The organism is Dyella choica (genome assembly GCF_003977665.1).
GTDB lineage: Bacteria > Pseudomonadota > Gammaproteobacteria > Xanthomonadales > Rhodanobacteraceae > Dyella_B > Dyella_B choica.
Genome location: NZ_RYYV01000006.1, coordinates 184,459 through 211,026, shown reverse-complemented (window position 1 = coordinate 211,026; position 26,568 = coordinate 184,459). Strand labels below are relative to the sequence as shown.

Below are 26,568 nucleotides of genomic sequence, written 5' to 3'. Positions count from 1 at the left end.
CGAGGCGGGCCGGCACTTCCGAACCGCCAGCGAGCTAGGGGCCTCTACCGGAGGCCGTCATGGAAAGCTGTGCACCACCCATCGCTGAACATCCGCATCGCCTGCCGTCTTTACAGGCCGCCATGTCACGACGACGAACCCTCGCCGTCGGGCTGATCGGGCCCGGGCGCGTAGGCAGCGTGCTGCTGGCGCAGTTGCGTGCGGCACAAGAACGCCTGCTGCGTGACACCGGGCTTGCGTTGAAGCTGTGCGGCGTGGCCGCCAGCCGCCGCATGTGGCTGGACTGCGATGATCCGGAACTCAACGCCCAGCACGACGCGCAGACCTGGCGCCCCACCGATCTGGAGCAATTCGCTGCGCACGTTCGCGGCGACGAGGGGCGTCACGCGATGCTGGTCGACTGCAGCGCGAACGACATGGTGGCATCGAAGTATTCCTACTGGCTCGCCTCCGGTCTGCACGTTGTGACGCCGAACAAACTGGCGAGCAGTGGCCCACTCTCGCGCTGGCAGGCGATTCGCGCAGCGAGCCAGCACGGCGGCCGCTTCCGCTATGAAGCGACGGTTTGCGCCGGCCTGCCCGTAGTGCAGACGCTGCGTGACCTGCTCGACACCGGCGATCAGCTGCTGTCGGTGGAGGGCATGTTCTCCGGCACGCTCGCCTGGCTGTGTTGCCAGTACGACGGCAAACGCCCGTTCTCAGCGCTGGTGCGTGAAGCGCATGCGCTGGGTTATACGGAGCCCGATCCGCGCGACGATTTGTCCGGCATGGATGTGGCGCGCAAGCTGGTGATACTGGCGCGTGAAGCAGGCTGGCCGATGTCCTTGCATGACGTGGCGGTAGAGAGCCTGGTGCCGGCGGAACTGGCGGAGGTGCCGCTGGAGGAATTCATGGCACGCCTGGAAGAGCTCGACGCGCCGATGGCCGCGCGCCTTGCCGAGGCCCATGCGCACCAGGGCGTACTGCGCCACGTCGCCAGCCTCGACCGCAACGGCCGCGCCCAGGTCGGCCTGCAGGCGCTGCCTTCCCCGCACCCGTTCGCGCATACGCGGCTTACGGATAACATCGTGCAATTCCGTACCCAGCGCTACCGCGACAATCCGCTGCTGGTGCAAGGCCCCGGCGCCGGTCCCGAAGTGACGGCCGCTGGGATCTTCGCCGACCTGCTGCGCATCGCCGAATCGCTACAGGTGCGCGCATGAACGCCCCTTTTGCCGTGAAGCCCTCCATGTCCGTGCAACGCCTGCAAACTGCCTCCGCCACCGCCTTCGCCAGCGTCGGCAACGTGGGCGTTGGTTTCGACATTCTTGGCCACTGCATCGCGGGTGCCGGCGATCGCGTCGATGTGCGGCGCATCGATGCGCCAGTCGTGCGCCTGGCCAGCATAGATGGCTGCGTGGACGTGTTGCCGATGGATGCCGCGCAGAACACGGCCGGGGCCGCCTTGATGGCTTTGCGCAAGGCTCTGGGTTTGCAGCATGGCTTCGAGATTTCGCTGCACAAAGGCATCGCGCTCGGCTCCGGCATGGGCGGCTCGGCCGCTTCGTGCGTGGCGGCGCTGGTGGCGGCGAACGCCTTGCTGGAGCGGCCATTGCCACGCGAATCGCTGTACGGCTTCGCAGTGGAGGGCGAAGCCGTGGCCAGTGGCGGCCGCCATGGCGACAACGTCGGCCCGATGCTGCTGGGTGGCCTGGTGCTGGCAACGCGCGACCGCCTGGTGCGCCTGCCGGTGCCTGCGAGTTGGCATTGCGCGCTGGTGCATCCACACGTAATGCTGGAAACGCGCAAGGCACGAGCTGCCCTGGCCGGCGACTATGCACTGGGGGAATTCGTGGCGCAGTCGGCCAACCTCGCCCTGGTGCTGGCCGGCTGCTTCCGCGGCGAAGCGGATCTGGTGCGTGAGGGACTGAAGGACGTACTGGTGGAGCCGCGCCGCGCTTCGCTGATCCCGAATTTTGCGCGGGTAAAGCAGGCGGCCCTGGATCACCACGCACTGGGCGCCAGTATCTCCGGCGCAGGGCCCAGCGTGTTCGGCTGGTTCGAACATCGCGCGCAAGCCGAGGCCGCGGCCAACGCGATGCGCAGCGCCTTTGCCGAAGCGGGACTGGACAGCGACAGCTTCGTCTCGCCGGTGGACGGACCTGCCGCCACCCTGGTTGCTTCGCTCGACGCCGGTGAACACGCATGAGTGAAGCCTTGCGTTACCACAGCACGCGCGGCGTGGGCCCATCGGTCAGCTTGAGCGAGGCGATCGCTGCAGGGCTTGCTGCGGATGGTGGTTTGTACGTGCCGGATCATTTGCCGACGCTCAGCGTGGAGGATTTCAGGCCGGGCAGCAGCCTGGCCGAAACGGCAGCCACGCTGCTGGCACCCTTCTTCGCTGGCGACGGGCTGGCTGCAGCGCTGCCCGCCCTTTGCGCCGAGGCACTGACTTTTCCCACGCCGTTACGTCCGCTCCCAGAGCATCCGAATACATCCGTACTGGAGCTGTTCCACGGCCCCACGGCGGCCTTCAAGGATGTGGGGGCGCGCTTTCTTGCCGCCTGCCTGCGCCGTATGCGTAGCGACGCAACTACGCCTTTGACCATCCTGGTGGCGACCTCCGGCGACACCGGTGCGGCAGTCGGCGCCGCCTTCCATCGCCAGCCCGGCATTGAAGTGGCGATTCTCTATCCCGATGGCCGCGTTTCGCCGCGCCAGGCCCATCAGCTTGGCTGTTTCGGCGAAAACGTGCAGGCGTTGCGTGTGCAGGGCCGCTTCGACGATTGCCAGCGCATGGTGAAGGCAGCCTTGAACGATGCCGGCCTGCAAGTGCAATCACCCCTGTCATCGGCCAACAGCATCAGCCTAGGCAGACTGCTGCCGCAGATGAGCTATTACGCGCACGCCGCATTGGCGTGGTGGCAAAAACATCGCGTAGCGCTGAACTTTGTCGTGCCCACCGGCAACCTGGGCAATGCGCTGGCGGCCGTCTGGGTGCGCGCGATGGGCTTGCCGCTGGGCGAGATTCGCCTTGCCTGCAACGCCAACGAAACGCTGCCGGATTTCTTTGCCGGCCACGACTACACGCCACGCCAGGCCGTCGCAACCCTGGCGAACGCGATGGACGTGGGCGCACCCAGCAATTTTGAACGCCTGCGCTGGACGTATCCGGATGCCGATGAGCTGCGCCAGAGCTTGCACGCGCAGAGCGTGGATGACCGCACCATCGCTGCTACGATTTCCTCGCATGCACGTGAGCATGGCGAGGTGTTCTGCCCGCATACCGCAACAGCGATGCACGTGCTCGATCGATTGCGCGCTGCCGGTGACAATGCGCCGTGGGCAGTCGTCGCTACGGCCCATCCGGCGAAGTTCGAAAGTGTCGTCGAACCGCTGATTGGCAGGCCGGTGGAGGTGCCGCCTGCGCTGGCCGAGATGCTTCGGCGATCGGCGTCAGCGCAAGCGATGGCGGCGGAAGATCAAGCGCTGCAGAGGTGGCTGTTGGAAAGAGCGGCGCCACACGTGATGTTGCCGTCCTGAGAAAACCCGCACCGCCGTGATCGTAGGCTGGGCTGCTAAACCCAGCATTGCCATGCATGCGCCTGCGCGATGCTGGGATTGTCATCCCAGCCTACGTGCGATAGCGCTCCAGCGCATCACCGAGCTGCTCTTTGAGCGCAGCGAGATAGGGAGCGTACTTGGTCCACTGGTCGACGCCGTCGCGAAAGATGGGGCGGCGCACCTGTTCGGAGCTGGCCGTGCGCACGCTTCGCTCGGTCTTGTGGAACTCAAGGCAGCCCGGCTCGAACGGCAGGCCGCAGAAATCCAGGATGCGGCGCACGTTGCCTTCCAGGTCATCGACTATGTCTTCGTGATAGACGCGCAGGATGCGGCCCGGCAGCACCTCGTCCCAGTGTTGCATCAGGTCGAGATAGGTACGGTAGTAGCGCGCAATGTCTTCGATGCTGTAGGTGAACTCCTGGCCGGTGGCAAACAGTTGCTTGAGATTGCTGAAGCAGCAGGCCATGGGTTCGCGGCGTGCGTCGATGATTTTCGCGTTGGGCAGCAATAAATGGATCAGTCCCAGATGCCGAAAATTGTTCGGCATCTTGTCGATGAAGTAGGGCTTGCCGCTGCGATAGATCCGGGTGTCGCGCAGATACTTTTCACCGAGCCGGCGAAATGCCTCGGGTGGCAGTTGGGTCAAGACGCCCGGATAGCGCGGATCGTCCAGATTGGGATCGCGTCCTTGCAGGTCCAGCACGATGCGCGGGATGTCCGCCAGCTCTTGCGTACCTTCGACCAGCGAGTGCGAGGCGAGGATCTGCTCGATCAGGGTGGAGCCGGCGCGCGGCAAGCCGACGATGAAAATCGGATCGGGACTCGGATCACCCATCCCCACACGGCTTGCCAGGAACTCGCGCGTGCACACTTGGATCTGCTTGCGCGTGTTGGTTTCGATGATCTCGGCCCGGTAGCGGCTTTCCGAACGCTTCAGCGCATTGCCTTGCTCGTAGTAGTGCCACGACTGGGCATAGTCGCCGCGATCTTCCCATGCCTTGCCCAGCGCGAAGCACAGATGGTAGCGGTCGACCAACGGTGTTGCCGGCGAGCCTTCCTCGCTACGCATGCGCGCGATTTCATCGTCCGTAAAACCGTAAGTCTTGAGGTTGGCCAGGCTCCAGTAAGCGTCGCCAAAGCTGGGGCGTGCCGCCGTTGCGGCGCGATAGGCTTCGATCGCCTCAGCCTGCCTGCCTTGCGTCTTCAGCGAGTGGGCGAGCGACAGATGCAGGTCCGCCGCACCAGGCATATCGCGCAGCAGCTCCCGGTATAGCGTGATGGCACGCTCGTGTTCGCCCAGGCCCACACTCGCGCTGGCGTAAAGCGTGCGGTAGTCGAGATGGCTGGGGGCGACGGCGAGCAGCTTTTCGATCTCTTCGCAGGCGCGCTGATACAGGTGCCGCTCGAACAATACGCAGGCATAGTCGTAACGTGCAGCGTGATAGTCCGGGTCGATCTTAAGCACCGCATCGAGCAGGATTTCGGCGTCATCGAGCACATCGCGAACCAGGCCGAGGCGGGCAAGCAGACGCATGGCTTCAATATCGTTGCCGACCCTGAGCAGGTACGGACGAATGATGCTTTCGGCCGGCTCCAGGTCGCCATCCGAGAACAGACTGGTGGCATGGACGACTTCCGGAGCCAGGCGCTTGAGCGTGGCCACGTGCGCCGCTGCCGTTGCGGCGTTGGCGGTTTCGCCAGTCATGCGATACAGACCTTCGAGCATATGCCAGCTCGAAGCCAACGCAGGATTGATGTTGACCGCGCGCAGCAAGGCGTCGACGGCATGCGGCGCATCGCGCATCGCCACGTAACACAGGCCGCGTTCTTCGTGCAGGCGACTGAAATGGGGATGACCCAGTTCCAGCCGCGCGAGTGTCGCCAAGGCGGCCTCGAGCTGTCCAAGGTAGCGCTGGCTTCTGGCGATCAGGTGCAGCACATCGCGATGGTCCGGCGCACCGACCGCCAACGCCTGGGCGGCCTGCAGGGCCTGCGCATGCTGGCCTTGCTGTTGCCATTCGCGTATGCGTTGGAGCCCCTGCTCCACCGATGGGTCGATCGCCGTGGCGTTCATGCGTAAACCTTAAAAAAAGAGGGTGGGCTTGCGCCCACCCCAATTCTACTTCCCTGCTCGCGGAGTAAGCAGGTCAGAACTTGTAGCCGAACTTCACACCCACCACGCGCGGGCGAATGGGCACTTCCGACTTGATGAACTCGGCCGACGAGGTAAACACGCTCGCGTGGCTGTTGCCCAGGTTGGTGCCGTAGAGCGAAACGTTCCAGGCATCCTTGGCAAGGCCGACCGAGGCGTCGAAGGTGGTGTAACCGGCCTGCAGGTAACGCAGTTCCACCGTGGTGATGTCGGTCACGCCCGCGCCGCTCGGATAGGTTGCCGGCTGGTTGTACATCGAGCCGGTGTAGTTGGCGCCGAACTGCCAGAACGCCTTGTAGCCGTCACCGAAGGTCCAGTCGTAACGCAAGCGCATATTGACCTGCGAACGGGGTGAGAAGGCCGGCGTGCTGCCGATGACACCGAACGGATTGGCGAACGACGTCACTGCAGCGGCGGCGCCGGTCTGGATGATGCACTGGTTGTAGTTGGGCGACTTCGGAATGTTGTCGACCAGGCACGGCGAATTGGTCTGCTTGGCGTGGTTGAGCGAACCGGAGCCGATCAGCGACAGGCCGTCGGTGAGGCGCGCATGCCATTGCAGCTCCATGCCGTCCACCTTGTAGTTCGGCCCGTTGACCGCGAAGGTGGTGTTGCCCAGCACCAGCGGGTTGAAGAACTGCATCTGCACGTTGTCCCACCGCATGTCGTACAGCGAGCCGTTGAGCAGCAGGCGGTCATTGAAGAACGTGGTCTTGAAGCCGATCTCGTTGTTGGTCAGCGTATCGGGGGCGTAGCTGATCGGCTTCTGGTACTGCGCCTGGCCATTGAGCTTGGCCACTGCGCCGGTGGTGCGGTTGAAGCCGCCCGGACGGAAGCCCTGCGAGAAGGTGTAGTACACCATCACGTCAGGCGTGATGTGCCATTCCACGTTCGCACGACTTTTGAAGCCATGATAGGTGGTGTGGTAGTTCATCACCGCGTCATTGCCAAGGTAGGTGCCGTTGGGGACGTTCACCTGGTTGCTGGCGGTCCAGAACTCGGTCCCGGTCTGCCATTCGGAGTAATGGTAGTAACGCGTGCCGCCGGTCACGGTCAACACATCCGGAATGATGTCGTAGGACAGCGAACCAAACGCTGCTTCCTGCTTGTAGCCGCGCCGCTCCACCTCGCCGAAGGCCGTGCCGTCGGGAAGCATCACACCGGGTGAGGACATGGCGTTGGCCACGCAGGGCGCGCCGCCGGCTAGGGCGCTGGTGAGGTTCTGCGGCGTACAGGACGGGATCGTCCTGTAGTCGAAGTTCATGTGGTCGTCGATGTTGAAGTTTTCATAGTACAGACCGCCGATGGCGCGCAGGCGATAGTCGTCCGGCGTGCTCAGGCGCAGCTCGTGCGTTTCGTGCGTGCTGGCCACGCGGTCGTTCCAATAGCCCACCGGCGAGTAGCAGATCGGCTTGCCGGCGCTGGACAGGCCGGCCGAAGTGCCGGTGCAGCTGTAATACATGCCACCGGCGCTGCGCGAGTAGTTGGTGTAGTCCTGCTGTTCGCTGATGTGGCGATTGGTGTAGCCGCCGGTGTACACCAGCGAAAGGTCGCCGACCTGGCCGTTCAAGGTCCAGGCGGTGTTGGAGAAGCGGTCCTTGTTCCAGGCCGGCACAAACGCGTTGATCTGGTTGGTGCCTAGCGCCTGGCCATCGGCACCGATCGGATAGATCGAGGACTGGCCTCGTGCATCCAGGTCCTGGTAGCTCTCGGAGATCAGTGCGTTCCAGTTGTCGTTGATCTGGTAGGCGACGCTCAGACGGCCGCCCTGGTAGGTGACCGGGTTCCAGCTGCTCTGCGCCACGGAATAGTTGTTGGCGACCGGGGTACCGCCGGCAGCCACATAAGGCGCCATCGCGCCACCGCCGTCGGTGGGTCGGCGGGTGAACGTGCTGGGCACGTTGTCGATATAGCCGCCCTGGCGCTCGTTGTAGATGACACCGCGCACGGCGAGCTTGCCGGGGATGATCGGCAGGTTGAGCACCACGTGGGCCGAGTTGTTCGACGAGCCGCCTTCGGTCGTACCGATTCCGGCTTCCGCGTTGCCGCTGACCTTGTACAGGTCCGGCTTGTTGGTGATGTAGCGCACCGCGCCCGCTTCGGCGCCACCGCCGAACAGCGTGCCCTGCGGGCCTTCGAGCACCTCGACGCGCTCCATGTCGGCCATGTAGATGTCGAGGTTGCGCGCCGGAAATTGCATCGACTGGTCGTCGAGATAGACCGCGACGTTCGGGAACGGCGCAATCGATGCGCTGGACTGGTTGCCCAGGAAGCCGGTGCTGAGGCCGCGCATGTAGATATTGCCCTGGCCCGGACCGTTGGCGGCGAAGGTCACATTGGGCAGGTATTTGATCAGGTCGTTGAACGACACGATGTTCTGCTGCTGCAAGGTGGTGGCGGTGAACGCCTGCAGCGTGATCGGCACGTCCTGCATGTCCTCGGCCGTGCGCTGCGCGGTAACGGTGACTACGCCGAGCATGGACGCCTGCGACGAATTCGCCTTGTTCGCCGACTTGTCCCCCGCCTTGTCCGGCTGCGCCGGCTGACTGGTCGAGGCCGGCTGGGCGGTCGCCGCCGGTTGGGCCGTGCCATCGGCATAGGACACACGAGTCACCGCGAGCGCGGCCAGCACCGCGCAGGTGATTGGATTGATCTTCAAGATGGTTTCCCCCGAGGGTGTGAAGGCCGGAATCCGCCGGCACAAATGTTGGATACGGCAACTTTGCAGAGGCTAGAGAGCAGCGATGAAACGCTTATGACGTGGTCTAGCCAAGTTGGATGGCTGTCTATGCCTTTTCCCGAGCGAATACGTGCGATGCCTATTTCCGGGCTCGATAGCCCAGCGCGCAGACCGGAGGGCAATCCCCGACATCGCGATGTGCAGGCACGGCAATGCTGGGATTTTCATCCCAGCCTACGTCCAGCAGACATGTGCCTGAAACGATTAGAACGCGCGCTCTCCGCGTACCCACACATTGCGCACGATAGGCAGACGATCCACGGCGCGCATACGCACGACATCCGCGCGCATGCCGGCTTTCAGCGAGCCACGATCGTCAAAGCCCAGCGCCTTCGCGGGATTGCGGCTTACCGTCGCCATCGCCTTGGGCATCGACCAGCCAGCTTGCGTATGCAGCATGAAGGCGCCATGCAGCAAGCTGGCCGGCACATAGTCGGAGGACAACATGTCCAGCCGATCGGTGCGGGCCAGCTCCAGCGCCGCGACGTTGCCGGAGTGCGAACCGCCGCGAACGACGTTGGGCGCCCCCATCACCGTGACCAGGCCGCGCGCATGCGCGGCATCGGCGGCTTCCTGGGTGGTGGGAAATTCCGAGATCGTCACGCCGATGCGGTGCGCATGCTCCACTTGTTGGGTATCCGTGTCGTCATGGCTGGCCAGCACCATGCTGCGGCCGTGCATCATGCCCAGCACGATGCTTTCGTGCCTGGCGCTGTATTGGGCCTGCTGCTCGGTACGACGCCGCACGACGTCGGCAAATTCGTCTTCCGTCCAGCTCATGTGGTTCTTGCTGTAGTACTTGCGGTACTGCGCCAGATCGCGGTACTGGCGCTGGCCCGGCGTGTGGTCCATCAGCGAGATCAGGCGCACGCTGCCATGATCCATCAACGGTTCAAGCGCTTCGATCAGGCGCGGATAGGCCAGCTCGCAGCGCAGGTGAATCCAGTGCTCCGCACGCAAGGCGCCGGTGGCCTGTCCCTCCAGGATGGCATCGTAAGTGCTGCGCAGGGTTTCGATGCGCACGCTTTCCTCTTCCAGGTCGCCTACCGACAGCGCGTCGAAGACCGTGGTAATGCCAGCCGCTGCCACCTGTGCGTCATGCGTCAGTACGGCGGGAATCGATGGCCAGATCACGCCCGCGCGCGGCATCAGGTGCTTTTCCAGATTGTCCGTGTGCAGCTCCACCAGGCCTGGAATGATGTAGTCGCCTTCGCAATCGATCGCGCCGGGAGCCTGGGTCGAGCCGTCTTCGACCAGGCGGATGACGCCTTTGCGGGCGATCAGGGTGCCGTGGATCACGCTGTTGTCCAGCACGATGCGGGCATTGGTCAAAACGAGGTCATTCATGGTCTTCTCAGCACGGGCGGGTGGCAATAGACGGGGTATTGAAACGGCAAATCAGGCGGCTTCAAGCGCTTGCATCGGAAACAGGCGGGTGGCAACGCGATCGCGCATGTCCTCGTCATGGAAAATGCCGAGCACGGCGGAGCCGGCACTGCACGCCTCGGCCAGCAATTCGGCGACGATGGCGCGGTTGTCGGCATCGAGTGATGCCGTGGGTTCGTCCAGCAACAGGATCGGACGCGGCACGATCAAGCCGCGCGCAATGTTCACGCGCTGCTGTTCGCCGCCGGAAAACGTACCCGGCGGAAGTTGCCACAGGCGTTCGGGCACGTTCAGGCGGCTTAGCATGTAAGCAGCGCGGCGGCGCGCCTGCTGGACGTCGACACCATGCGCCACCAGCGGCTCGGCCACGATATCCAGCGCCGGCACGCGCGGGATCACGCGCAGAAACTGGCTCACGTAGCCCAAGGTGTGGCGGCGGACATCCAGGACCTCGTGGGGCGTCGCCTTGGCCAGGTCGAGCCAGCGATCCTGATGGCGCACATGCACCGCACCAAGGCTGGGTCGATAGTTGGCGTAGATCACGCGCAACAAGGTGCTCTTGCCCGCGCCCGACGGACCGGACAGCACCACGCATTCGCCCGCATGTAGCCGCAAGTCGAACCCGCGCAGCACATTCAGGCGCGCTCCCTGCTGCTGGTGCAATTCGAACGACTTGCTGAGATCACGCAGTTCAAGCATCAAGGCGGCGGTCATGTGGTCAGTACCGAGGAAACGAGCAATTGCGTATACGGATGTTGCGGATCGTCGAGGATCTGGTCGGTGAGGCCGGTTTCGACCACGCGGCCGCCTTGCATCACGATCGTGCGCGCGGCCAGCAGGCGCGCCACGGCCAGGTCGTGCGTCACCATCACCGCAGCCAGACCCAGCTCGTTCACCAACCGTCGCAGCAGATCGAGAATGCGCGCCTGCACGGACACATCCAAGCCGGCGGTGGGTTCGTCCATGAACACCAGGCGCGGTTGCGTCACGAGCGTGCGTGCAATCTGCAAACGCTGCTGCATGCCGCCGGAAAAACTGGTGGGCGCATCGTCGATGCGCGTGGGGTCGATCTCCACGCGTTCGAGCCAATGGCGCGCGGTAGCGCGCAATTGGCTGTAGTGGCGCATGCCGAGCGCCATCAAGCGTTCGGCGACGTTGGCGCCCGCACTGACATTCAGGCGCAGGCCGTCGCGGGGGTTCTGGGTGACGAAGCCCCATTCCTCGCGCGCCAGGCGGCGACGGTCCGCTTCGCTCAGCGCGCCAAGTTCGAGCCATTCGCCGTCGCGCTGGCGATAACGCACGCTGCCGGCCGTGGGGGTGAGCTGCGCTGCAACGGCATTGAGCAGCGTCGATTTGCCGGAACCCGATTCGCCGACGATGCACAGCAGCTCACCCGGATGCAGGTCGAAACTCACGTCTTCGCAGCCTACGCGTGGTCCGTAGTGAAGACTCAGATCGCGGACTTGCAGCAGCGCACTCATGCTCGTGCCTCCGGGCGGTGACCGCTGCAGTAGTCGGTGTCGGAGCATACGAACATGCGCGTACCGCTATCGTCCACCACCACTTCGTCCAGGTAGCTGTCGTTCGAGCCGCACAGCGCGCAATGGTGCTCCCAGCTCTGAAGCTCGAACGGATGATCGTCGAAGGCCAGGCTTTCGACGCGCGTATAGGGCGGGATGGCGTAGAGACGTTTCTCGCGTCCGGCACCGAACAGCATCAAGGCCGGCGAGCGATCGAGCTTGGGGTTGTCGAACTTGGGGATCGGCGAGGGCGAGGTGAGGAAACGGCCATCGACCAGTACCGGGTAGTCATAACTGGTGGCGATGCGCCCGTACTGGGCGATGTCTTCGTACAGCTTCACATGCATCAATCCGTAATCGGCCAGGGCGTGTAACGTGCGCGTCTCCGCTTCGCGGGGTTCCAGGGTGCGCAGCGGCTCGGGTTCAGGCACCTGGAAAACCAGGATCTGATCTTCCCTGAGCGATGTTTCAGGAATGCGGTGACGGGTCTGGATCAGCGTGGCGTCGGCGGTGCGTTCCGTGGTTGCAATGCCGGCAACCCGTGAAAAGAAGCGGCGGATATTCACCGCATTGGTGGTGTCGTCCGCCCCTTGGTCGATCACCTTCAGGACGTCGTCAGGTCCGAGCAAGGCGGCGGTGACCTGGATGCCCCCTGTACCCCAGCCGTAGGGCAACGGCATTTCGCGACTGCCGAACGGCACCTGGTAGCCGGGAATCGCCACGGCCTTGAGCAGGGCTCGGCGCAGCATGCGCTTGGTGTCTTCATCGAGGAAGGCGAAGTTGTAGCGCGGAGTCATGCCTGCGCTCCTGTGGTTACGCTCAACGGCTGCTCGTCGGCATCCGCGGTGTGCTGCACGGCCAGCGTACGCAACAGCGAAAGTTCCGCCTGGAAATCCACGTAGTGCGGCAGTTTCAGGTGCTGCACGAAACCGGATGCCTCCACGCTGTCCGAATGCGACAGCACGAATTCCTGGCTTTGCGCCGGCGCCTGGTTCGCTTCGGCCAGTTCATCGCAGCGCAAGGCGCGGTCGACCAAGGCCATCGACATGGCCTTGCGCTCCCCCTCCCCCATGCTCAAGCCGTAGCCTCGCGTGAACTGCGGCGGCGTGCCGTTGCCGCCGTGGAACTGGTTGATCATCTGACACTCGGTCAGCGTGATCGAGCCGATTTCGATCGGGAAGCCCAGCTCGTCCGGACAGATCACGACATCCACCTCGCCCATGCGGATTTCGCCGGCGAAGGGATGGTTTTCCGCATAGCCGCGTTGCGTGGAATAGGCCATGCCGAGCAGGAAGCCTTCATCGCCCCGCGCGAGATTCTGCAGGCGCGTGGCGCGGTTGGCGGGAAACATCAGCGGTTCGCGGGTCAGATCGACCGGTTCCGGATCGCTGCCCGGATCGATGCGCTCGATCAGCGCTTCGGCATCGAGCAGATCCAGCACTCGCGGCATGCTGGCCGGCAGTGCAGTGTCGGCGGGTTGCGTCGTGGGGATCGGCGCGGTGTCGAATTCGAGCAGGCGTTGCGTGTAGTCATACGTGGGACCCAGCACCTGACCACCAGGAATATCCTTGAAGGTGCCCGAGACCCGGCGCCGCACGCGCATGGCTGCGGTATCCAGCGGCCGCGTGTAGCCGAAACGTGGCAAGGTGGTGCGGTACGCACGCAGCAGGAAGATCGCTTCGAGCATGTCGCCCGCCGCCTGGCGGATGGCCAGGGCGGCCAGCTCTTCGTCATACAGCGAGCCTTCCTGCATCACGCGCGCAACCCCGAGGCGAAGCTGTTCGCGAATCTGCGCCAACTCCAGCTCCGGCACAGCCTTGTCACCACGGCGCGCTTCGGCCAGCAACTCCAGCGAACGAGCGATGGCCTGCTCGCCGCCCTTGACGGCTACGTACATTCAATCCTCCAGCAAGCGAGTCGTGCGCGGCATGGCAACGACGTGTTGCGCGGCGACGAAATACAGGTCCACACCCAGCGGCAGCTGCGCGGAAAGCTCCGCGCGCCGGTGCCAGAACTCATCCGGCAGCCCCTCGATAGCAAGCATCTCGGTATCGCGAATGCCGGGGCCGGCAAAGCGCCGGCCGCGATCGGTGCGAAAGCCCTCAACCTGCATGATCAGGCTGGCGGAGCGATCCGGATAGCGCAAATCGCCGCACGCGAAGCTGTCCAGCGCGGGCATCGAAGCGGGGGCATCGATCAAGGCGAAATCCGCCTGCTGCGTCTGCTCGGCCAGACGCAAACCGGCATGGAAGCGCAGATGTCCGGCTACTTCCGCTGCCGGGTGCTGCAGCCAGACCGAAGTCGCGGCATCGCAAAGGGTCAGCAGTATGGCCATCGCTTCCGGCCGGACCGGCGCAGGCGCGGGCGGCAAGACGGGCAGGCGGCGCGGCACCGCCGGTCGGGCCATCGCCTGCAGCAGTTCGCGGAACGTGCGCTGGCTGTCGAATACGGGTTCGGCAAAGGCGGCCAGCATCATTCGCCCCTCACCACGGTAAAGAATTCCACCTTGCTGGCGGCAGCCTTGCGGCTCGCCGCTTCCCGGCGCTCTTCCAGGGCACTGCGCAGCGGTTCAATCACCTGCCGGCGCAGGTGCGCAGCCTGCTCGGGGTCCTGCATCAGCGCATCGGCAAAGGCGGCCAGCTCGGCATGGCGTGCCTGGCTGCCGCGCACCCAGGCATGGCCGATGCGCTCGCCTACCTGGACACTGCAGCGGGTCACGGTAATCTCGCCGAAATTGAACTGCGGACCGGTGCCGCCGATCCGGCCGCGCAACATGTACAGGCCAGTCTGGGCCGGGCGCAGCCAGGCCGTATCGGCGGGCGGCGCAAACGCGTCCATCGCCGCGGCGAGCTCGGCCGGATCGGCCTGCGCCAGCAGCGACATCCATTGCGCACGCGCCAAGTGGGGGGAGGTGTCCATGGGTGTTCCTAGGCTTGTCACAAATATCTAGTTATCTAGACAGGCTGGGGCGCGACAAGGCGCCTTCAGGTGATCATTCCAGCAGGTCAGCGTGCCGCTGCCATGACGGTGATTAGACAGGTTGAGGACGTGGTATGAGCGAAATCGAACGCGGACGTGGGGTGGCGCTGTGGAGCCAGATCAGCGGCATCCTGGCTTCCGACATACTCAAGGGCCAGCTGCGCCAGGGGGAGCAATTGCCCTCGGCGCAGGAGCTGGCCATGCGCTTCAATGTCAACCGCCACACCGTGCGCCGCGCCATCGCGGCCCTGGAGCAGCGCAACCTGGTGCGCACCGAACAGGGCCGTGGCACCTTCGTGCAAGAGCAGACGCTGGATTACGTGATCAGCCGCCGCACGCGTTTTACGCAGAACATGCGCAACCTGAACGTCGACGCCGATATCCGGGTGCTGGAAGACGCGCATGAGCTTCCGCCGCCCCAGGTAGCGCGGGCGCTGGGCCTGGATCGCAACGAATACGTCTACCGGATCGAGACGCTGGACCGCGCCGATGGCCACATCATCGACTACAGCACGTCGTATTTTCCGGCAGCACGCTTTGCCGACCTGCCCGCGCTGTACCGCCGCCTACTGTCGGTCACCCGTACGCTGGCCGAGTTCGGCGTCGCCGACTACGAGCGCAAGCACACCCGCGTCTCCGCCCGGCTTCCGGACGCCATCACGGCGCGCCTGATGCAGCAACCGACAAGCCGCCCCCTGCTCTACGTGGAATCGATCAATGCCGACACGCGCGGAGTGCCCGTGCAGTACGGCATTACGCGGTTTTCGGGCGACTGGGTGCAATTGGTACTGATGGCGGACCATTGATGCGCTATGCCGTGTATTTCTGCCCGGTTGCGGGCAGCGAACTGGATGCCTTCGGGCGGGAATGGCTCTCTACGCGAGAGATTTCAGGGTTGGCGGCGGAACGATTGCATGAATTGATGGGCAACGTGCGCCGCTATGGCTGGCATGCAACGCTGTGCGCACCGTTTGCGCTGAACGAGCAGGGCAGCTACGACGAGCTACGCCGACATGTGGCCGAGATCGCCCAACGTAATCAGGCTTTCGAACTTTCATTGCACCTGCAGCAGCTGGCAGGCTTTCTGGCCTTGCGGCCGTCGGGTAACAAGGCGGATATCAACCAGTTGGCCGAGCAGTGCGCGCGCCGCCTGAACTCACTGCGCGCGCCGACGACCGAAGCAGCATGGCAGCGTAGAGCCGCGAAGCTCGATGCAACCGAACTGGCCTTGTATCAGCAGTTTGGCTACCCCTACGTGTTGGACCGCTATCGGTTCCACATGACCTTGTCCGCGCGGGCCAGCGAGGAGGAAGAACGCGCCTTGCGGGCATGGTTGTCGCCAAGGGTGGCGAACCTCCCGCCGACCTGCATCGATGCATTGACGATTTGCCGCGAGACCGAACCGGGGCAGCCGTTCGAACCGTTCGAGCGATTTGCGCTGGACGCAGGCATCGACGCATGAGCGCGGGCCATCTGTATTACGTGATGGGCCCTTCCGGCGCAGGCAAGGACAGCGTGCTGGCGTGGATACGCGAACATGGCATCGCGCAGGGCGTGGTGTGCGCGCATCGTTACATCACCCGTCCCGCGCACGCAGGTGGCGAAAACCATGTGGCGCTGAGCGAGGCGGAATTCCAGTTGCGCGAGCAGCGCGGATTGTTCGCCCTCACCTGGCAGGCGCATGGGCTGCACTATGGCATTGGCAACGAAGTCGCGCTTTGGCTCGCGCACGGCACCGATGTGCTGGTGAATGGATCGCGTGGTGCCCTGACCAAGGCCTGCTCGCGGTTTCCGGCCTTGCGGCCGGTGCTGATTACCGCCAGTCAGCAGGCGATCGCCAGCCGTCTGGCGGCTCGTGGACGCGAATCGGAACAGGAGATCGCCGCACGGCTTGCCCGGGTGGACGCCTACCCGATTCCCGCCGGCAGCGTGGTGATCCACAACGACGGCAGCATTGCGGATGCCGGTGCAAGCCTGCTGTCGGCGATCCGCTCGGCGCTCTGATCTATTCTACGTGCCCGTCACCGCACTGTATGTGTGCCTGGCCACGTAGGCTGGGATGGCAATCCCAGCTCGCCATGCATGCAACTTCGCGATGCTGGGATTGCCATCCCAGCCTACGCGGCCAGGTATCAGGCCGGCGCGGGCACCGCGACTATTTCCTTCGCGCGGCGCGCCTTTTCGTGGAAATAGAGCGCCGAAGCCAGGGTGATCAGCATGCCGACAGCCGATAGCGCCATGACGGTATCGCCATAGAACGACGCCCACGAAAGATGCATGGCGCCGAACTGCTTGAGCAGGATCACCAGCACGCTGCCCGTGTAGCCGCTGCTGTCGGCAATGTACATGATGAAGCCTACGTTGCCGGTGACCCGGAACGTCGCCAGCATGCGCTCGAAAAAGGTGACGCTGTATGGCACGTAGGCGAGGTAGAGACCGAATCCGGTGAAGCCGATCCAGGCCAGCGGATCGATCATGACATGCCGGTGCAGCCAGGTACTGAGCACCGCAATGGCGAAGCCGCCGAAGATCAGCACGTGATTGATCATCAACGCCTTGAGGTTGTCGCGCACGAACATCGTGAAGCCGGTAATGATCAGCACGGCAATGGCGATCGGCACTTCGGTCTCGGTGAAGACGGAGATGTCGCCGCCATGGCCAAGATCGCTCCAGATCTCCGCCGCAAAGTTGTCGCGGAAATCGCGCATCACAGTTAGCGCAACGTAAGGCACCACGATCATCACGATACCCGGCAGGAAGCGCGCAATAAAGGCGCGACGGCTGCTGGCGTCCATCGGCATGCGCACGCTGCGTGCCGCAATATCGGCGGCGTTGGGGGCCGGCAGGTGCTCCAGGATCCACGTAGCCAGGCACAGCGGCGGCACGAACAGCAGCCCGGTGGCGAACGGCATCCAGAATTCGCTGACGTGGCCGTTGACCATCAGCCACATGCCGACCGATTTCACCACGCCCGATCCCACGATGAAGCTGGCGCACATGCACGCCCCCATCAACTCGGTACCGCGGCGCCCTTCCAGATAACCGAACAGCACACCCCACACCATGCCCAGCGGCAAACCGTTGAGAAAAAGGAACGCGATGTTCCAGGGGGCCGGAACCAGAGCAAAGCCGAGCAGGGCGAGCCACGAAAAGCCGATCAGTCCCGTCATGGTGCGTGCGCGGCGCTGGCGCTGTATTTCCGCGATCCAGGTAATGCCACGCACCTTGCTCAGCATGTAGCCCAGCACCTGCGCGATCACCAGCCAGACCTTGTAGTCGACGCCGGCCAGGTACATGCCGTCGAACGAAGCCGCCGTGAACGGCTTGCGGAAGGCATACATGGATGCATAGGCCATGAAGGCGGCGCCACCGGCCAGCAGATTGATCGCCATGGGATGGCGGATACGCGACAAAGACGACACGAAACCCACCCGACTTGTAGCCCCAAGCTGACGCGCAGGATGACGGGCGCAGGTTACAGCCGCATGGCGGTCCCTAGGCCTATGGGGACAGCCGGTCTAGGGATCATACGAAGCGCTGGGATGGTCATCCCAGCCTACGTGATGATGAAACAGCATGGCGCGCATCTTGCCTTTCACGCTGCCGCGCGGCAGCCGCTGCCCGGAAGTGCTGCAGGTTTCGTCGTTATGTGCGCAATGGTCGCGGCGATTTGCGCAGCTTGCTTGGCGCTACCGTGGCGCCGGCCTTTCCCCCGCAGGATTCACGGATGACGATGTCGCATCCCAGCGTTTCGACTGACGCCGGCGTCTTGTCGGCCGGATTGAGCAAGCCCGCGAGCCGCTCCAGCGCGATGCGGCCGAGATCGGCGATGCGCACCTGCACCGTGCTCAACGGCGGCGTGAGGTAGCGCGAGATCAGGATGTCGTCGAAGCCGGCCAGCGCGATGTCGCCCGGAACGTTGAGGCCTGCTTCCTTGAAAGCACGCAAGCAGCCGATCGCCATCATGTCGTTGGCCGCGAACACGGCTTGTGGGCGCGGTTTCCTGCCCAACAGCTCCTGCCCGGCGCGATAACCCGATTCCTCACTGAAATTACCGTCGAGGACGGTGAGCGGCACGCCTGGCGCGTGCTTGGCCATAGCGGCGCGACAACCTTTCTCGCGCTGCTGCGCGTTAAAGCTGGTCTTGGGACCACTGATGAAGGCGACCTGCTGGTGCCCTGCTTCGACCAGATGCCGCACCATGGCGATCGCACCGGCTCGGTTGTCGATGTTGAGGACCGGGTAGCGCGCGCTTTTGACCGGGCTGTCCAGCAACACCACCGGCAATTTGTCGGGCAGGTTGTGTTCGAGGAAAGCCGCGTCTACGTATTCGGAAAGGATCAGCATCCCGTCCACGCGGCCGCGCATCGCGCACACCGCGGCGGCGGCAGCTTCCGCACCGTCATGCGAACTCGATACCAGCAGATGCAATCCGTGGACCCGCGCAGCCAGGTCGATGCCGCGTATCAGTTCGGAGAAGAACTCGCCATACAAGTCCGGCAACACGGCACCGATGGTATGTGTGCGTCCGGTGATCAAACTGCGCGCCGCATTGTCCGGCACGTAATGCAGGCGCGTAGCGACTTCGCGCACGATCTTTTGCGTTGCGGGCGTGACGCCGCCCAGACCGTTGAGCACGCGAGAAACCGAAGCGACCGAGACCTTTGCCTCGCGCGCCACGTCCTTGATGGTTGCGTTTTTGGTCGTCATCGAAGCGTCCCTCTGCGTGATGGATGGGCACCTATCCTAACTGCGACGAAAATCTAAGCTTTTACATTTTGAACTTGTAAAGGGGCCATAGCGGACTGGTCGCGCTGCGCCGCAAAATTCGAGCAAAAAGATTAAAGCCGATAAATCTTGCTGGTTCGCGTCAGAGAGATGGCTTTGGACAAGCCAGGACGACGCGGCAGTGCAGCATCGAGTCCGCGTGGCTGATGCTCCCTCCGGACCGAAGAGTGTGAAGAAGCTGTCGCCTTGTTGTGATGGGCCCGTGCAGGTCGATCAGCACGACCGAGTACAGTCACAGCCTCTCTTGTAGGTTTCGATGACGGTACGAATAGCATCTTCGAAGCGTCGCAACGTGGCGGCGCACGCCGAGACGCTATGGCGTCGCAAATCGTCTTCGGCTTGTTCGCATAAAGTCGCCGTCTCTCTTTCGCCGAAGACGATCAACGCTCCCTTCAGCGCGTGCAGCTGTCTTTGCAGGCTGTCTTTATCCCGCTTGCGCTGGGCAAGCCGAATGGCTTGCAGGTCCGCTTCGCAGCCACTGATGAAGATTTCGCGGGCTTCCGCGGAGTGGATCAAGGGACGCCGATGGGCGGCAGTTGGAAGCATGACTGAGCAACGACAACGCAACGGCGGAGTGATTCCCGCAGTGTGACTGTGACTGGGCGGACAAAGAATAGGAATAGTTTTAAAAATTTGAAAAGCTTGCAAGGCAGAGGCTGCCCGTGGAGAAGCAGGGGTTGGCATCCCAGCCCGCACTTTGCCAGACACGCAGGGTGATGAAGTGCACACCGCCATTTTTGGCTACGGTCGCCCGCTTGCCGACGGCTCGTCGCGCAAATACCTCGTCTTGAACAGCTCGCTGTTGCTGCGTATGCCCAGCTTGCGGAATGCGGCATGCTTTTGCGCACTGATGGTGGTGACTGCCCTGGAAAATTTGGCCGCGATGGCCGTGACGGACATGCCGTCGAGCAAGCAGCGCAGCACTTCCCGCTCCTGTGGGGAGAGCTTGGAATGACCCAAGCTTTCATCGCCGGCCCCGGGGCCGAATGAAACGGGCGAGCCAGTGGTTTGAGCCAGCTCACGGCAGAGATAGGTGCGACCTGCGGCAATGGTTCGTATGGCCAGGAGCAGATCCGACGGGTCCTGGCTTTTGCCGATGAAGCCATGAGCGCCAGCCCGTATCGCCGAGGCCGCCGTGCCTGAGTGGTGATGGCTCGACATCACCAATATCCGCGTGCGCGGATAGCGCCGCTTCAAGGCCCGGATCAGGCGCAGGCCATCGACATCGGTCGAGCCGAGTGCATAGTCGGAAACGATCACGTCCGCGCTGACCTCCTTCAGCGCCGCAAACAGTTCCCGGCTCGCACGAAAACTCCCCACCACTTCAAGCGAATACTCCTGCTTGAGCAGCAACTCCAGGCCGCGGCGCATTATTTCGTGGTCGTCGAGCAGCATCACACGCAGGCGCGCCGTCTGTACGCGATCCTGGATTTCCATCGCCTGCTCGAACGTACGGATATCCTCGGCGAAGGGATATCGGTACGCTTGGCGAGTAACCGGCGGTGGCAGAAATGGCTCGACCTGCACGGGCGGACGCAGCTGCTCCACCCACAATTGCAGCACGGCTTGCAGCTCCCTGGCACGCGATGGCTTCTTCAGCAGGCCATCCATGCCGCTGTCCATGCATTTTTGCCATTGCGCGGCATTCGCAGTGGCGCATAGGGCGATGATGGGTATCCGCAGCATGCCTTGCTCGGCTTCCCAATGCCGAATGCGCCGCGCGATTTCGTAGCCGTCCATGCCAGGCATATGGCAATTCGTCAGGATCAGCGCAGGCGCACGGAGCGCGATCGCCTGCAATGCGGCAACACCATCATCGATGGCCAATGGAGCCACGCCGAGTGCCTTGAGCCGCTCAACCAGGACGAAGCGGCTCTGTAGGCGGCCGTCCACCACCAGGATGCGAGCAGACGATTGGCCGGGCGCCGCGTGCGCACCGTAGAACGCGGGCGGTTCCCTCACCGCCCAGGCAGACGAAGCGAAGCCTAAGGGAAGCGGACAGTTGCGCACTTGAGTAACCATCCATTTCAGGACATTAGGATGACTTACTACGCGTCCTTCGTCTCGCGGACTGCGACTCGCGCAACCGCATCATCGGTCCAGCTGATGCCAGATCTTGAAGAGCTCATTGTTGGTGCGTATGCCCAATTTGCGAAACGCGGAATTCTTCTGGGCACTGATGGTGGTGACCTGCCTGGAGAATTTGGCGGCGATTTCCGAGATGGACATACCGTCGAGCACACAGCGCAATACTTCTCGTTCCCGTGGAGAAAGCCTGGAAAAGCCCAGCAGTTCATCGGCGGCCTCGACGCCGGACGGTTCAGTCGAACCGATGGCCTGGACCTGCTCGCCGCTGGGATAGACGCGGCCGGCGGCGATGGCCTGGATGGCAAGGACCAATTCCGGCAGGCTCTGGTTTTTGCCGATGAAGCCATCGGCGCCAGCCCGCATTGCCATGGCGACCGTGCCCGCATTGCAATGGGTCGACATCACCAGGATCCGCGCGTGTGGAATGTGCTGCTTCAGGGAACGGATCAGGCGCTGGCCATCGACATCTCCCTTCGCGAGTGCGTAATCGGTAACGATCACGTCGGCGCGGACGTGCTTGTGCCCCGCAAACAGCTCCGCGCTGCTGCGAAAGCTGCCCACCACGTCGATCGAATACTCCAGCTTCAGCAACAGTTCGAGGCCTCGACGCATGACTGGATGGTCATCGAGCAGTATCACGCGCAGGCGCGCTCCCGTTGATTCCGACATTCGCTACTCCTTTCGGCAGCAGCCATACATCTCCTGGTGGCTGCGCTTTCCCAACTGAATAGCCAGGCGGACCGCGATGACTACTGCATGAGATGACAAAGTTAGCAAAGGCTCGGGCACGGGTCGGCATTTCGCGGCTTTTTTCGGATTCCTACTAAGCGCATGCGTGCGGCGCTCACCGATACTTTTGCAAGCTCGCCACTCCGGTTCACGTCATACCCATCATTCGCAATCTCTACCGCTCTCTCGACATCGGCATTCCCCGGAGCAACGCACAAGCCATCTCCATCCTGCTGGTCGAGCAGCATCCAGCCAATCGTCTCGTGTTCGACCAACCGTTGCGCTGCATCGGCTGCCTGGTTACATCCTGCGCGGATGGCACAACGGCACTGCGCTTGTTCGGCGGCAAGAGCCTCGACATGGTGCTGCTGGATGGCGCTCTGCCGGACTGGAGCGGCTATGAAGCGATAATCGATTCGATGCTTGACGCTCTCGTTGTTCACTAGCAGGTAGGCTGGGATGGCAATCCCAGCATTGCCATGCATGCAGCACAAACGATGCTGGGATTGCCATCCCCGCCTACGCGCTGCGGAATCGCAGCTACACTCACGTTCAATTGATGCAAAGCTGTCGCCAGCAGGCGGCTTGATGCCCAAGCCGCCTGGGCAAACGCAGGAATCAACCGCCCTTCGCAGGATAGGTCTGGAATCCGCCACTCTGTTGCGCCGGCGCTTGCGGCGACGGCTGGTTGCCCGAGTTTTGCGCCGGTGACGGCGCCGAGGACGGGCCGACCATGTGATTGCCGCAAGCATAGGCTTCCCACGCCTGGGAGCCCTCGGCCGGCTCGCCCAGCGGCTTGATCGTGTCCGCATGCATGCCTACTGCGCTGTTGCGAGCCTGCACCTGCAGTTCGTCGCGCACCTTGATGTCATTGCGATCGAACGGTCCGACCCGGCTCATCACCGAGACGGTGATCTTGCCCAGGTCGCGGCAGCCGGTGACTTCGCCGCTCCACACCGTGCGGATGTTGTTCGAACCGGGGTCCGGATTGATGCCCCAGGTACATCCGCCAAGCAATACGAGAGGTGCGAGCAGCAGCAGGGTCTTGCGCATGGGTGGCTCCATCAAGGGAAAGAAAACTTGCGTCCGTATGGAATCGTAGCGCGTCGCCGTTGCCTGTCACCTAACGCCGGCTTAGCGCGCCCGGTCCGGCCACCCCCGGACACTGTCCGATCGGGCACAGGCGCTGTCCGCGGACAACCAACGACGCCCACTTTGCCGGCAACAACTCCTTTGATATCAGCGCATTGCATGCGCAGATGGGACTGGCACAGGGATTGCAGAGTCCAGGGTGAGGAAATCACCCAACGATTCGGAGAGACGGACATGAAATTCGAAACAATGATCCTGCGCGGCCTGTTCGTGGCATGCGTGTTGGTCTGCGGCCTGATCCTGACGGCCATGGTCACCAGCAAGACGGCGCCGCTGCGCTTGGCGGCGAACGCTTCGATTGCCTCCCTGCTGACCTCGCCCTCTTCCAGCTGCGTGCTGCCGATCGTCGACGACATGATCTGCGTGCGCGGATCGATCTGAAACCCGCCCCTAGCCTTAAGGAGATCCGGCCATGAACTTTGAAACCTTGCTGCTGCGCGGCTTGTTCGGCACTTGCGCGCTGGTTTGCGGCCTGACGCTGCTGGCGATGGTGACGGCCACGCCTGCCTCGGCCTTGGCGACGCCAGGCCACGCTATCGCAACCACCCAGGTCATCGCGGCGGCGAATCCTGCCGGCAAGGCCGGCTGAGCGGGACACGCCGGCGCCAGCCATCCGATAATGGCGGCATGCTGCATGTCATTCTCTTCCGCCCCGAAATTCCGCCCAACACCGGCAACGTGATCCGGCTATGCGCCAACACTGGCGCGGCCTTGCACCTGATCCGCCCGCTGGGCTTCGAGCTCGATGATGCCCGCCTGCGGCGTGCCGGCCTCGACTATCACGAATACGCGCGGGTCAGCGTGCACGACGATCTCGACGCGTGCCTGGCTGCGCTCGGACACCCTCGTGTTTTCGCGTTTTCCACCCGCGGCCGTAACTGGCACGTCCAGGCCCGCTTTGCCGCAGGGGATGCATTGCTGTTCGGCTGCGAAACGGCAGGCCTACCCGACGCAGTGCTGTCCGCGCTGCCGGCCGAGCAACGCTTGCGGTTGCCGATGCGTGCGGACAGCCGCAGTCTCAATCTCTCCAACAGCGTGGCGGTGGCGGTGTACGAGGCATGGCGGCAGCTGGGTTTTCCGGGCGCGCTGGAGGTCTGAGGAGCCTCTGATCCATTCCTACGTGCCCGGCATGACGTCTACGTAGGAATGGATCAGAGGCTCCTTACCGACCAGGGCGGCTACAATCGCGGCATGACTGCCGCCCCCCCCCCCAACCTGCTCCCCCGGCCATTGCGCAAGCTCGCCGGCCGCGCGCTGGAAAGCGCGCTCAATCATGCGCTGTCGCTCGACCCGGATACGCAAGGCAAACTCGCCGCGCTCGAGAGCCGCAGCGTGCAACTGCAACTGCAGGGCATGGACGTCGCGTTGGCCGTGACCGTCGAAGGCCAGCGCCTGAAGGTTGGCCCTGCTCCCGAGAGTAGCGACCTGCGAGTCGCAGCGACACCCGGTAGCCTGCTGTCGATGCTGTTCCGACGCAACAGCGAAAGCCTCGCCCCGGGCAAGGTGGAAATCGCCGGCGACGCAGAGCTGGCGCGCCGGCTGGAAAAACTCGCCAGCGGCTTCGCGCCCGACTTCGAGGCTGCCTTCACCCGCAGTTTCGGCGACGTGCTTGGCGTGCCGCTGGCCAAAGCCGCGCGGGAGGGTTTCGCCCATGCGCGCGAAACCGCTTCGCACCTCACCCAGGATGGCGCGGCGTGGTTGCGCGACGAGACGCGCATCGCCGTGGCGCCGGGCGAGGTCGAAAGCTACCTGGATGACGTCGATACCCTGCGCGAACGCACCGAACGGCTGGAAGCGCGTCTTGCGCGACTCGAACGCCAGCAGCGGGGAAGCCACTCGTGACGCCGTTGAAGGTGGTTCCCGGCCTGCTGCGCGTCGCCATCGTGCTGTTGCGCTACCGGCTCGACGAGCTGGTGGATGCCACGCACCTGTTCCGCCCGCTCAAGTTCGTGCGCCCCTTGCTGGGCCGGCCGGTCGTCGATGTGCGCCCTCTCTCGCGTGGCGCACGCATTCGCCTGGCGCTGAACGAACTGGGCCCGATCTTCGTCAAAGCTGGCCAGATCCTGTCGACTCGTCGCGACCTGGTCCCCGGCGACATCGCCGACGAACTGGCCTTGCTGCAGGATCAGGTGTCGCCGTTCCCCGGTGACGAGGCGCGCATCATCGTCGAACGCGAATTGAAGCGCCCGATCGACCAGCTCTACGCCAGCTTCGATCCGGTACCGCTGGCTTCCGCTTCGATTTCGCAGGTGCATGCGGCCACGCTGCACGACGGCCGCTCCGTGGTGGTGAAGGTGCTGCGTCCGCGTATCAACGAGCGCATCGCGCGCGACGTCAGCCTGCTGCAGTCGCTGGGTGCAATGGCGCAGCGCTGGCACCCCAATGCCGACAAGATCCGTCCGCTCGACGCCGTGGCCGAAGTCGAGAAAATGCTGGAAAACGAGCTGGACCTGCAGCGCGAAGGCGCCAATGCCAGCCTGCTGCGTCGCAATTTCATCAGCGGCGTGGATCTGTACGTGCCGGAGGTGCACTGGGAACTGACCACCGCCGGCGTACTCACGCTGGAGCGGGTGAACGGCCTTTCCTCCGACGACATCGCGGCCATCGATGCGGCCGGCATCGACCGCAAACGACTGGCCGCCAAGGGCGTGCGCCTGTTCTACGAGCAGGTGTTCCGCGACAATTTCTTCCATGCCGACGCCCACCCCGGCAACATCTGGGTGGATCCCACGCGCAGGGAAGAGCCACGCTTCATCGCACTGGATTTCGGCATCATGGGCTCGCTGCCCGAAGCCGACCAGTACTGGCTGGCGCAGAACTTCGTGGCCCTGTTCGAACGCGACTACGCGCGTATCGCCAAGCTGCACGTGGATGCGGGCTGGATGCCGGCCAGCGTGCGGCTGGATGAACTGGAAGCGGCGGTACGCACGGTTTGCGAACCGTATTTCACGCGCCCGTTGTCGCAGATATCCCTGGCCGAGCTGGTAGTGAAGCTGTTTCAGACCGCGCGCCGCTTCGAGCTCACCCTGCAGCCGCAGCTGATCCTGCTGCAGAAGACGCTGCTGAATATCGAAGGCGTCGGGCGCATGCTCGATCCGGACATCGACATCTGGGCGGTAGCGCATCCGGTGCTCAAGCGCATCCTGCGCGAGCGTTACAGCCCGATCCGTACGCTGCGCGAGATGCGCAAGCGCATTCCGGAGTGGTTTCACAACGCACCGCAATTGCCGGAACTGGTGCGTGATGCCTTGCGCCAGGTTGCCGTGGGCGAACAGCGCCTGCTCGCCGACGCGGATGAATTGAGCCATCAGCGGCATCTCGTGCGTAAGCTGATGCAGATGATGGGCAGCGGCTTGCTGGGTTCCACGCTGATCATCTGCGCCACGGTGATGTGGACGTTCGGGCAACAGCACAGTCCGCTGCTGCCGCTGGGCCTGGGAGTGGGCGGCTTGCTGTCGTTCGTGTACGGGTGGGTAAGGCGGTAGTTGCGA

Annotated in this window: 27 protein-coding genes; 12 read left to right on the top strand and 15 right to left on the bottom strand. The window is 63.7% G+C overall.

Features of this window, described 5'->3' with window-relative positions:
* Positions 1-59: 59 nt before the first annotated feature.
* Genes EKH80_RS10255 through thrC form a run of 3 tightly spaced genes read left to right on the top strand, consistent with a single transcriptional unit; the run spans position 60 to position 3,522 of the window.
* Positions 60-1,202: a homoserine dehydrogenase family protein gene (locus tag EKH80_RS10255; RefSeq protein ID WP_126684651.1), complete on the top strand. Its 1,143-nt coding sequence runs from the start codon at positions 60-62 to the stop codon at positions 1,200-1,202.
* The gene (locus EKH80_RS10250) at positions 1,199-2,188 is read left to right on the top strand and encodes a homoserine kinase (RefSeq protein ID WP_126684650.1); all 990 of its coding nucleotides are present in this window, start codon (positions 1,199-1,201) and stop codon (positions 2,186-2,188) included. The genes EKH80_RS10255 and EKH80_RS10250 overlap by 4 nt, the downstream gene beginning before the upstream one ends.
* Positions 2,185-3,522, top strand: a complete 1,338-nt coding sequence (thrC, locus tag EKH80_RS10245) for a threonine synthase (RefSeq protein WP_196240366.1) — start codon at positions 2,185-2,187, stop codon at positions 3,520-3,522. The genes EKH80_RS10250 and thrC overlap by 4 nt, the downstream gene beginning before the upstream one ends.
* Before the next feature lie 91 nt (positions 3,523-3,613).
* On the opposite strand, the gene EKH80_RS10240 is transcribed toward thrC, so the two are convergent.
* The 9 genes from EKH80_RS10240 to phnG all read right to left on the bottom strand — a co-directional run bounded on the left by EKH80_RS10240 (position 3,614) and on the right by phnG (position 14,260).
* Entirely contained in the window at positions 3,614-5,617 is a 2,004-nt protein-coding gene (locus tag EKH80_RS10240; RefSeq protein WP_126684649.1) for a tetratricopeptide repeat-containing sulfotransferase family protein, read from the bottom strand.
* Positions 5,618-5,690: 73 nt separating this feature from the next.
* Complete coding sequence (locus EKH80_RS10235) at positions 5,691-8,354, bottom strand: TonB-dependent receptor (protein ID WP_126684648.1); 2,664 nt, start codon at positions 8,352-8,354, stop codon at positions 5,691-5,693.
* Between the two features lie 285 nt (positions 8,355-8,639).
* Positions 8,640-9,782: an alpha-D-ribose 1-methylphosphonate 5-triphosphate diphosphatase gene (locus EKH80_RS10230; RefSeq protein ID WP_126684647.1), complete on the bottom strand. Its 1,143-nt coding sequence runs from the start codon at positions 9,780-9,782 to the stop codon at positions 8,640-8,642.
* A 51-nt stretch (positions 9,783-9,833) separates the two neighbouring features.
* Positions 9,834-10,535 carry a phosphonate C-P lyase system protein PhnL gene (gene phnL / locus EKH80_RS10225; protein WP_126684646.1) on the bottom strand — a complete coding sequence of 234 codons (702 nt, stop codon included), beginning with the start codon at positions 10,533-10,535 and terminating at the stop codon, positions 9,834-9,836.
* Positions 10,532-11,302: a phosphonate C-P lyase system protein PhnK gene (phnK, locus tag EKH80_RS10220; RefSeq protein ID WP_126684645.1), complete on the bottom strand. Its 771-nt coding sequence runs from the start codon at positions 11,300-11,302 to the stop codon at positions 10,532-10,534. The genes phnL and phnK overlap by 4 nt, the downstream gene beginning before the upstream one ends.
* Complete coding sequence (locus EKH80_RS10215; protein ID WP_126684644.1) at positions 11,299-12,138, bottom strand: alpha-D-ribose 1-methylphosphonate 5-phosphate C-P-lyase PhnJ; 840 nt, start codon at positions 12,136-12,138, stop codon at positions 11,299-11,301. The genes phnK and EKH80_RS10215 overlap by 4 nt, the downstream gene beginning before the upstream one ends.
* A complete protein-coding gene (locus tag EKH80_RS10210; protein WP_126684643.1) occupies positions 12,135-13,238 on the bottom strand; it encodes a carbon-phosphorus lyase complex subunit in 1,104 nt (367 codons plus the stop codon). Before EKH80_RS10210 ends, EKH80_RS10215 begins: the two co-directional genes overlap by 4 nt.
* Positions 13,239-13,817, bottom strand: a complete 579-nt coding sequence (gene phnH, locus EKH80_RS10205; RefSeq protein WP_126684642.1) for a phosphonate C-P lyase system protein PhnH — start codon at positions 13,815-13,817, stop codon at positions 13,239-13,241. It abuts the gene before it with no gap.
* Entirely contained in the window at positions 13,814-14,260 is a 447-nt protein-coding gene (gene phnG / locus EKH80_RS10200) for a phosphonate C-P lyase system protein PhnG (RefSeq protein ID WP_126684641.1), read from the bottom strand. The genes phnH and phnG overlap by 4 nt, the downstream gene beginning before the upstream one ends.
* Before the next feature lie 134 nt (positions 14,261-14,394).
* On the opposite strand from phnG, the gene phnF reads away from it, so the two are divergent.
* The 3 genes from phnF to phnN are packed head-to-tail and all read left to right on the top strand — an operon-like array spanning position 14,395 to position 16,324.
* Positions 14,395-15,126, top strand: a complete 732-nt coding sequence (phnF, locus tag EKH80_RS10195; RefSeq protein WP_126684640.1) for a phosphonate metabolism transcriptional regulator PhnF — start codon at positions 14,395-14,397, stop codon at positions 15,124-15,126.
* Complete coding sequence (locus EKH80_RS10190; RefSeq protein WP_126684639.1) at positions 15,126-15,782, top strand: DUF1045 domain-containing protein; 657 nt, start codon at positions 15,126-15,128, stop codon at positions 15,780-15,782. Before phnF ends, EKH80_RS10190 begins: the two co-directional genes overlap by 1 nt.
* Complete coding sequence (gene phnN, locus EKH80_RS10185) at positions 15,779-16,324, top strand: phosphonate metabolism protein/1,5-bisphosphokinase (PRPP-forming) PhnN (RefSeq protein WP_126684638.1); 546 nt, start codon at positions 15,779-15,781, stop codon at positions 16,322-16,324. Before EKH80_RS10190 ends, phnN begins: the two co-directional genes overlap by 4 nt.
* A gap of 128 nt (positions 16,325-16,452) precedes the next feature.
* Here phnN and EKH80_RS10180 read toward each other — a convergent pair whose 3' ends face one another.
* The 5 genes from EKH80_RS10180 to EKH80_RS10160 form a co-directional block, all read right to left on the bottom strand.
* Positions 16,453-17,742, bottom strand: a complete 1,290-nt coding sequence (locus EKH80_RS10180; RefSeq protein WP_230473592.1) for a DUF5690 family protein — start codon at positions 17,740-17,742, stop codon at positions 16,453-16,455.
* A 223-nt stretch (positions 17,743-17,965) separates the two neighbouring features.
* Positions 17,966-19,030, bottom strand: a complete 1,065-nt coding sequence (locus EKH80_RS10175) for a LacI family DNA-binding transcriptional regulator (protein ID WP_126684637.1) — start codon at positions 19,028-19,030, stop codon at positions 17,966-17,968.
* Between the two features lie 291 nt (positions 19,031-19,321).
* Complete coding sequence (locus EKH80_RS23815; RefSeq protein WP_158628807.1) at positions 19,322-19,654, bottom strand: Hpt domain-containing protein; 333 nt, start codon at positions 19,652-19,654, stop codon at positions 19,322-19,324.
* Between the two features lie 195 nt (positions 19,655-19,849).
* The gene (locus EKH80_RS10165; RefSeq protein WP_158628806.1) at positions 19,850-21,070 is read right to left on the bottom strand and encodes a response regulator; all 1,221 of its coding nucleotides are present in this window, start codon (positions 21,068-21,070) and stop codon (positions 19,850-19,852) included.
* Between the two features lie 129 nt (positions 21,071-21,199).
* Entirely contained in the window at positions 21,200-21,865 is a 666-nt protein-coding gene (locus EKH80_RS10160) for a response regulator (RefSeq protein ID WP_126684634.1), read from the bottom strand.
* Positions 21,866-22,080: 215 nt separating this feature from the next.
* Here EKH80_RS10160 and EKH80_RS23810 point away from each other — a divergent pair, with 215 nt between their 5' ends.
* Complete coding sequence (locus EKH80_RS23810) at positions 22,081-22,371, top strand: response regulator (protein WP_126684633.1); 291 nt, start codon at positions 22,081-22,083, stop codon at positions 22,369-22,371.
* 172 nt (positions 22,372-22,543) lie between these two features.
* Here EKH80_RS23810 and EKH80_RS10150 read toward each other — a convergent pair whose 3' ends face one another.
* Entirely contained in the window at positions 22,544-22,978 is a 435-nt protein-coding gene (locus EKH80_RS10150; protein ID WP_126684632.1) for a DUF4156 domain-containing protein, read from the bottom strand.
* A 273-nt stretch (positions 22,979-23,251) separates the two neighbouring features.
* Between EKH80_RS10150 and EKH80_RS10145 the strand changes: the two genes are divergently transcribed.
* The 5 genes from EKH80_RS10145 to ubiB all read left to right on the top strand — a co-directional run bounded on the left by EKH80_RS10145 (position 23,252) and on the right by ubiB (position 26,562).
* Complete coding sequence (locus EKH80_RS10145) at positions 23,252-23,458, top strand: hypothetical protein (RefSeq protein ID WP_126684631.1); 207 nt, start codon at positions 23,252-23,254, stop codon at positions 23,456-23,458.
* A 31-nt stretch (positions 23,459-23,489) separates the two neighbouring features.
* Positions 23,490-23,666 carry a hypothetical protein gene (locus tag EKH80_RS23805; protein ID WP_158628804.1) on the top strand — a complete coding sequence of 59 codons (177 nt, stop codon included), beginning with the start codon at positions 23,490-23,492 and terminating at the stop codon, positions 23,664-23,666.
* A 38-nt stretch (positions 23,667-23,704) separates the two neighbouring features.
* Positions 23,705-24,175 (top strand): tRNA (cytidine(34)-2'-O)-methyltransferase, encoded by a 471-nt coding sequence (locus tag EKH80_RS10140; RefSeq protein ID WP_126684630.1) that lies wholly within the window; start codon positions 23,705-23,707, stop codon positions 24,173-24,175.
* Positions 24,176-24,268: 93 nt separating this feature from the next.
* Positions 24,269-24,919, top strand: coding sequence for a ubiquinone biosynthesis accessory factor UbiJ (locus EKH80_RS10135; RefSeq protein ID WP_126684759.1), 651 nt, complete (start codon positions 24,269-24,271; stop codon positions 24,917-24,919).
* Positions 24,916-26,562: a ubiquinone biosynthesis regulatory protein kinase UbiB gene (ubiB, locus tag EKH80_RS10130; RefSeq protein ID WP_126684629.1), complete on the top strand. Its 1,647-nt coding sequence runs from the start codon at positions 24,916-24,918 to the stop codon at positions 26,560-26,562. The genes EKH80_RS10135 and ubiB overlap by 4 nt, the downstream gene beginning before the upstream one ends.
* Positions 26,563-26,568: the final 6 nt, after the last annotated feature.

Excerpts from the sequence above, each read along its gene's own strand:
- EKH80_RS10255 (WP_126684651.1), top strand. The coding sequence starts at position 60 with ATGGAAAGCTGTGCACCACCCATCGCTGAACATCCGCATCGCCTGCCG.
- EKH80_RS10250 (WP_126684650.1), top strand. The coding sequence starts at position 1,199 with ATGAACGCCCCTTTTGCCGTGAAGCCCTCCATGTCCGTGCAACGCCTG.
- thrC (WP_196240366.1), top strand. The coding sequence starts at position 2,185 with ATGAGTGAAGCCTTGCGTTACCACAGCACGCGCGGCGTGGGCCCATCG.
- EKH80_RS10240 (WP_126684649.1), bottom strand. The coding sequence starts at position 5,617 with ATGAACGCCACGGCGATCGACCCATCGGTGGAGCAGGGGCTCCAACGC.
- EKH80_RS10230 (WP_126684647.1), bottom strand. The coding sequence starts at position 9,782 with ATGAATGACCTCGTTTTGACCAATGCCCGCATCGTGCTGGACAACAGC.
- phnL (WP_126684646.1), bottom strand. The coding sequence starts at position 10,535 with ATGACCGCCGCCTTGATGCTTGAACTGCGTGATCTCAGCAAGTCGTTC.
- phnK (WP_126684645.1), bottom strand. The coding sequence starts at position 11,302 with ATGAGTGCGCTGCTGCAAGTCCGCGATCTGAGTCTTCACTACGGACCA.
- EKH80_RS10215 (WP_126684644.1), bottom strand. The coding sequence starts at position 12,138 with ATGACTCCGCGCTACAACTTCGCCTTCCTCGATGAAGACACCAAGCGC.
- EKH80_RS10210 (WP_126684643.1), bottom strand. The coding sequence starts at position 13,238 with ATGTACGTAGCCGTCAAGGGCGGCGAGCAGGCCATCGCTCGTTCGCTG.
- phnH (WP_126684642.1), bottom strand. The coding sequence starts at position 13,817 with ATGATGCTGGCCGCCTTTGCCGAACCCGTATTCGACAGCCAGCGCACG.
- phnG (WP_126684641.1), bottom strand. The coding sequence starts at position 14,260 with ATGGACACCTCCCCCCACTTGGCGCGTGCGCAATGGATGTCGCTGCTG.
- phnF (WP_126684640.1), top strand. The coding sequence starts at position 14,395 with ATGAGCGAAATCGAACGCGGACGTGGGGTGGCGCTGTGGAGCCAGATC.
- EKH80_RS10190 (WP_126684639.1), top strand. The coding sequence starts at position 15,126 with ATGCGCTATGCCGTGTATTTCTGCCCGGTTGCGGGCAGCGAACTGGAT.
- phnN (WP_126684638.1), top strand. The coding sequence starts at position 15,779 with ATGAGCGCGGGCCATCTGTATTACGTGATGGGCCCTTCCGGCGCAGGC.
- EKH80_RS10175 (WP_126684637.1), bottom strand. The coding sequence starts at position 19,030 with ATGACGACCAAAAACGCAACCATCAAGGACGTGGCGCGCGAGGCAAAG.
- EKH80_RS23815 (WP_158628807.1), bottom strand. The coding sequence starts at position 19,654 with ATGCTTCCAACTGCCGCCCATCGGCGTCCCTTGATCCACTCCGCGGAA.
- EKH80_RS10160 (WP_126684634.1), bottom strand. The coding sequence starts at position 21,865 with ATGTCGGAATCAACGGGAGCGCGCCTGCGCGTGATACTGCTCGATGAC.
- EKH80_RS10150 (WP_126684632.1), bottom strand. The coding sequence starts at position 22,978 with ATGCGCAAGACCCTGCTGCTGCTCGCACCTCTCGTATTGCTTGGCGGA.
- EKH80_RS10145 (WP_126684631.1), top strand. The coding sequence starts at position 23,252 with ATGAAATTCGAAACAATGATCCTGCGCGGCCTGTTCGTGGCATGCGTG.
- EKH80_RS23805 (WP_158628804.1), top strand. The coding sequence starts at position 23,490 with ATGAACTTTGAAACCTTGCTGCTGCGCGGCTTGTTCGGCACTTGCGCG.
- EKH80_RS10140 (WP_126684630.1), top strand. The coding sequence starts at position 23,705 with ATGCTGCATGTCATTCTCTTCCGCCCCGAAATTCCGCCCAACACCGGC.
- EKH80_RS10135 (WP_126684759.1), top strand. The coding sequence starts at position 24,269 with ATGACTGCCGCCCCCCCCCCCAACCTGCTCCCCCGGCCATTGCGCAAG.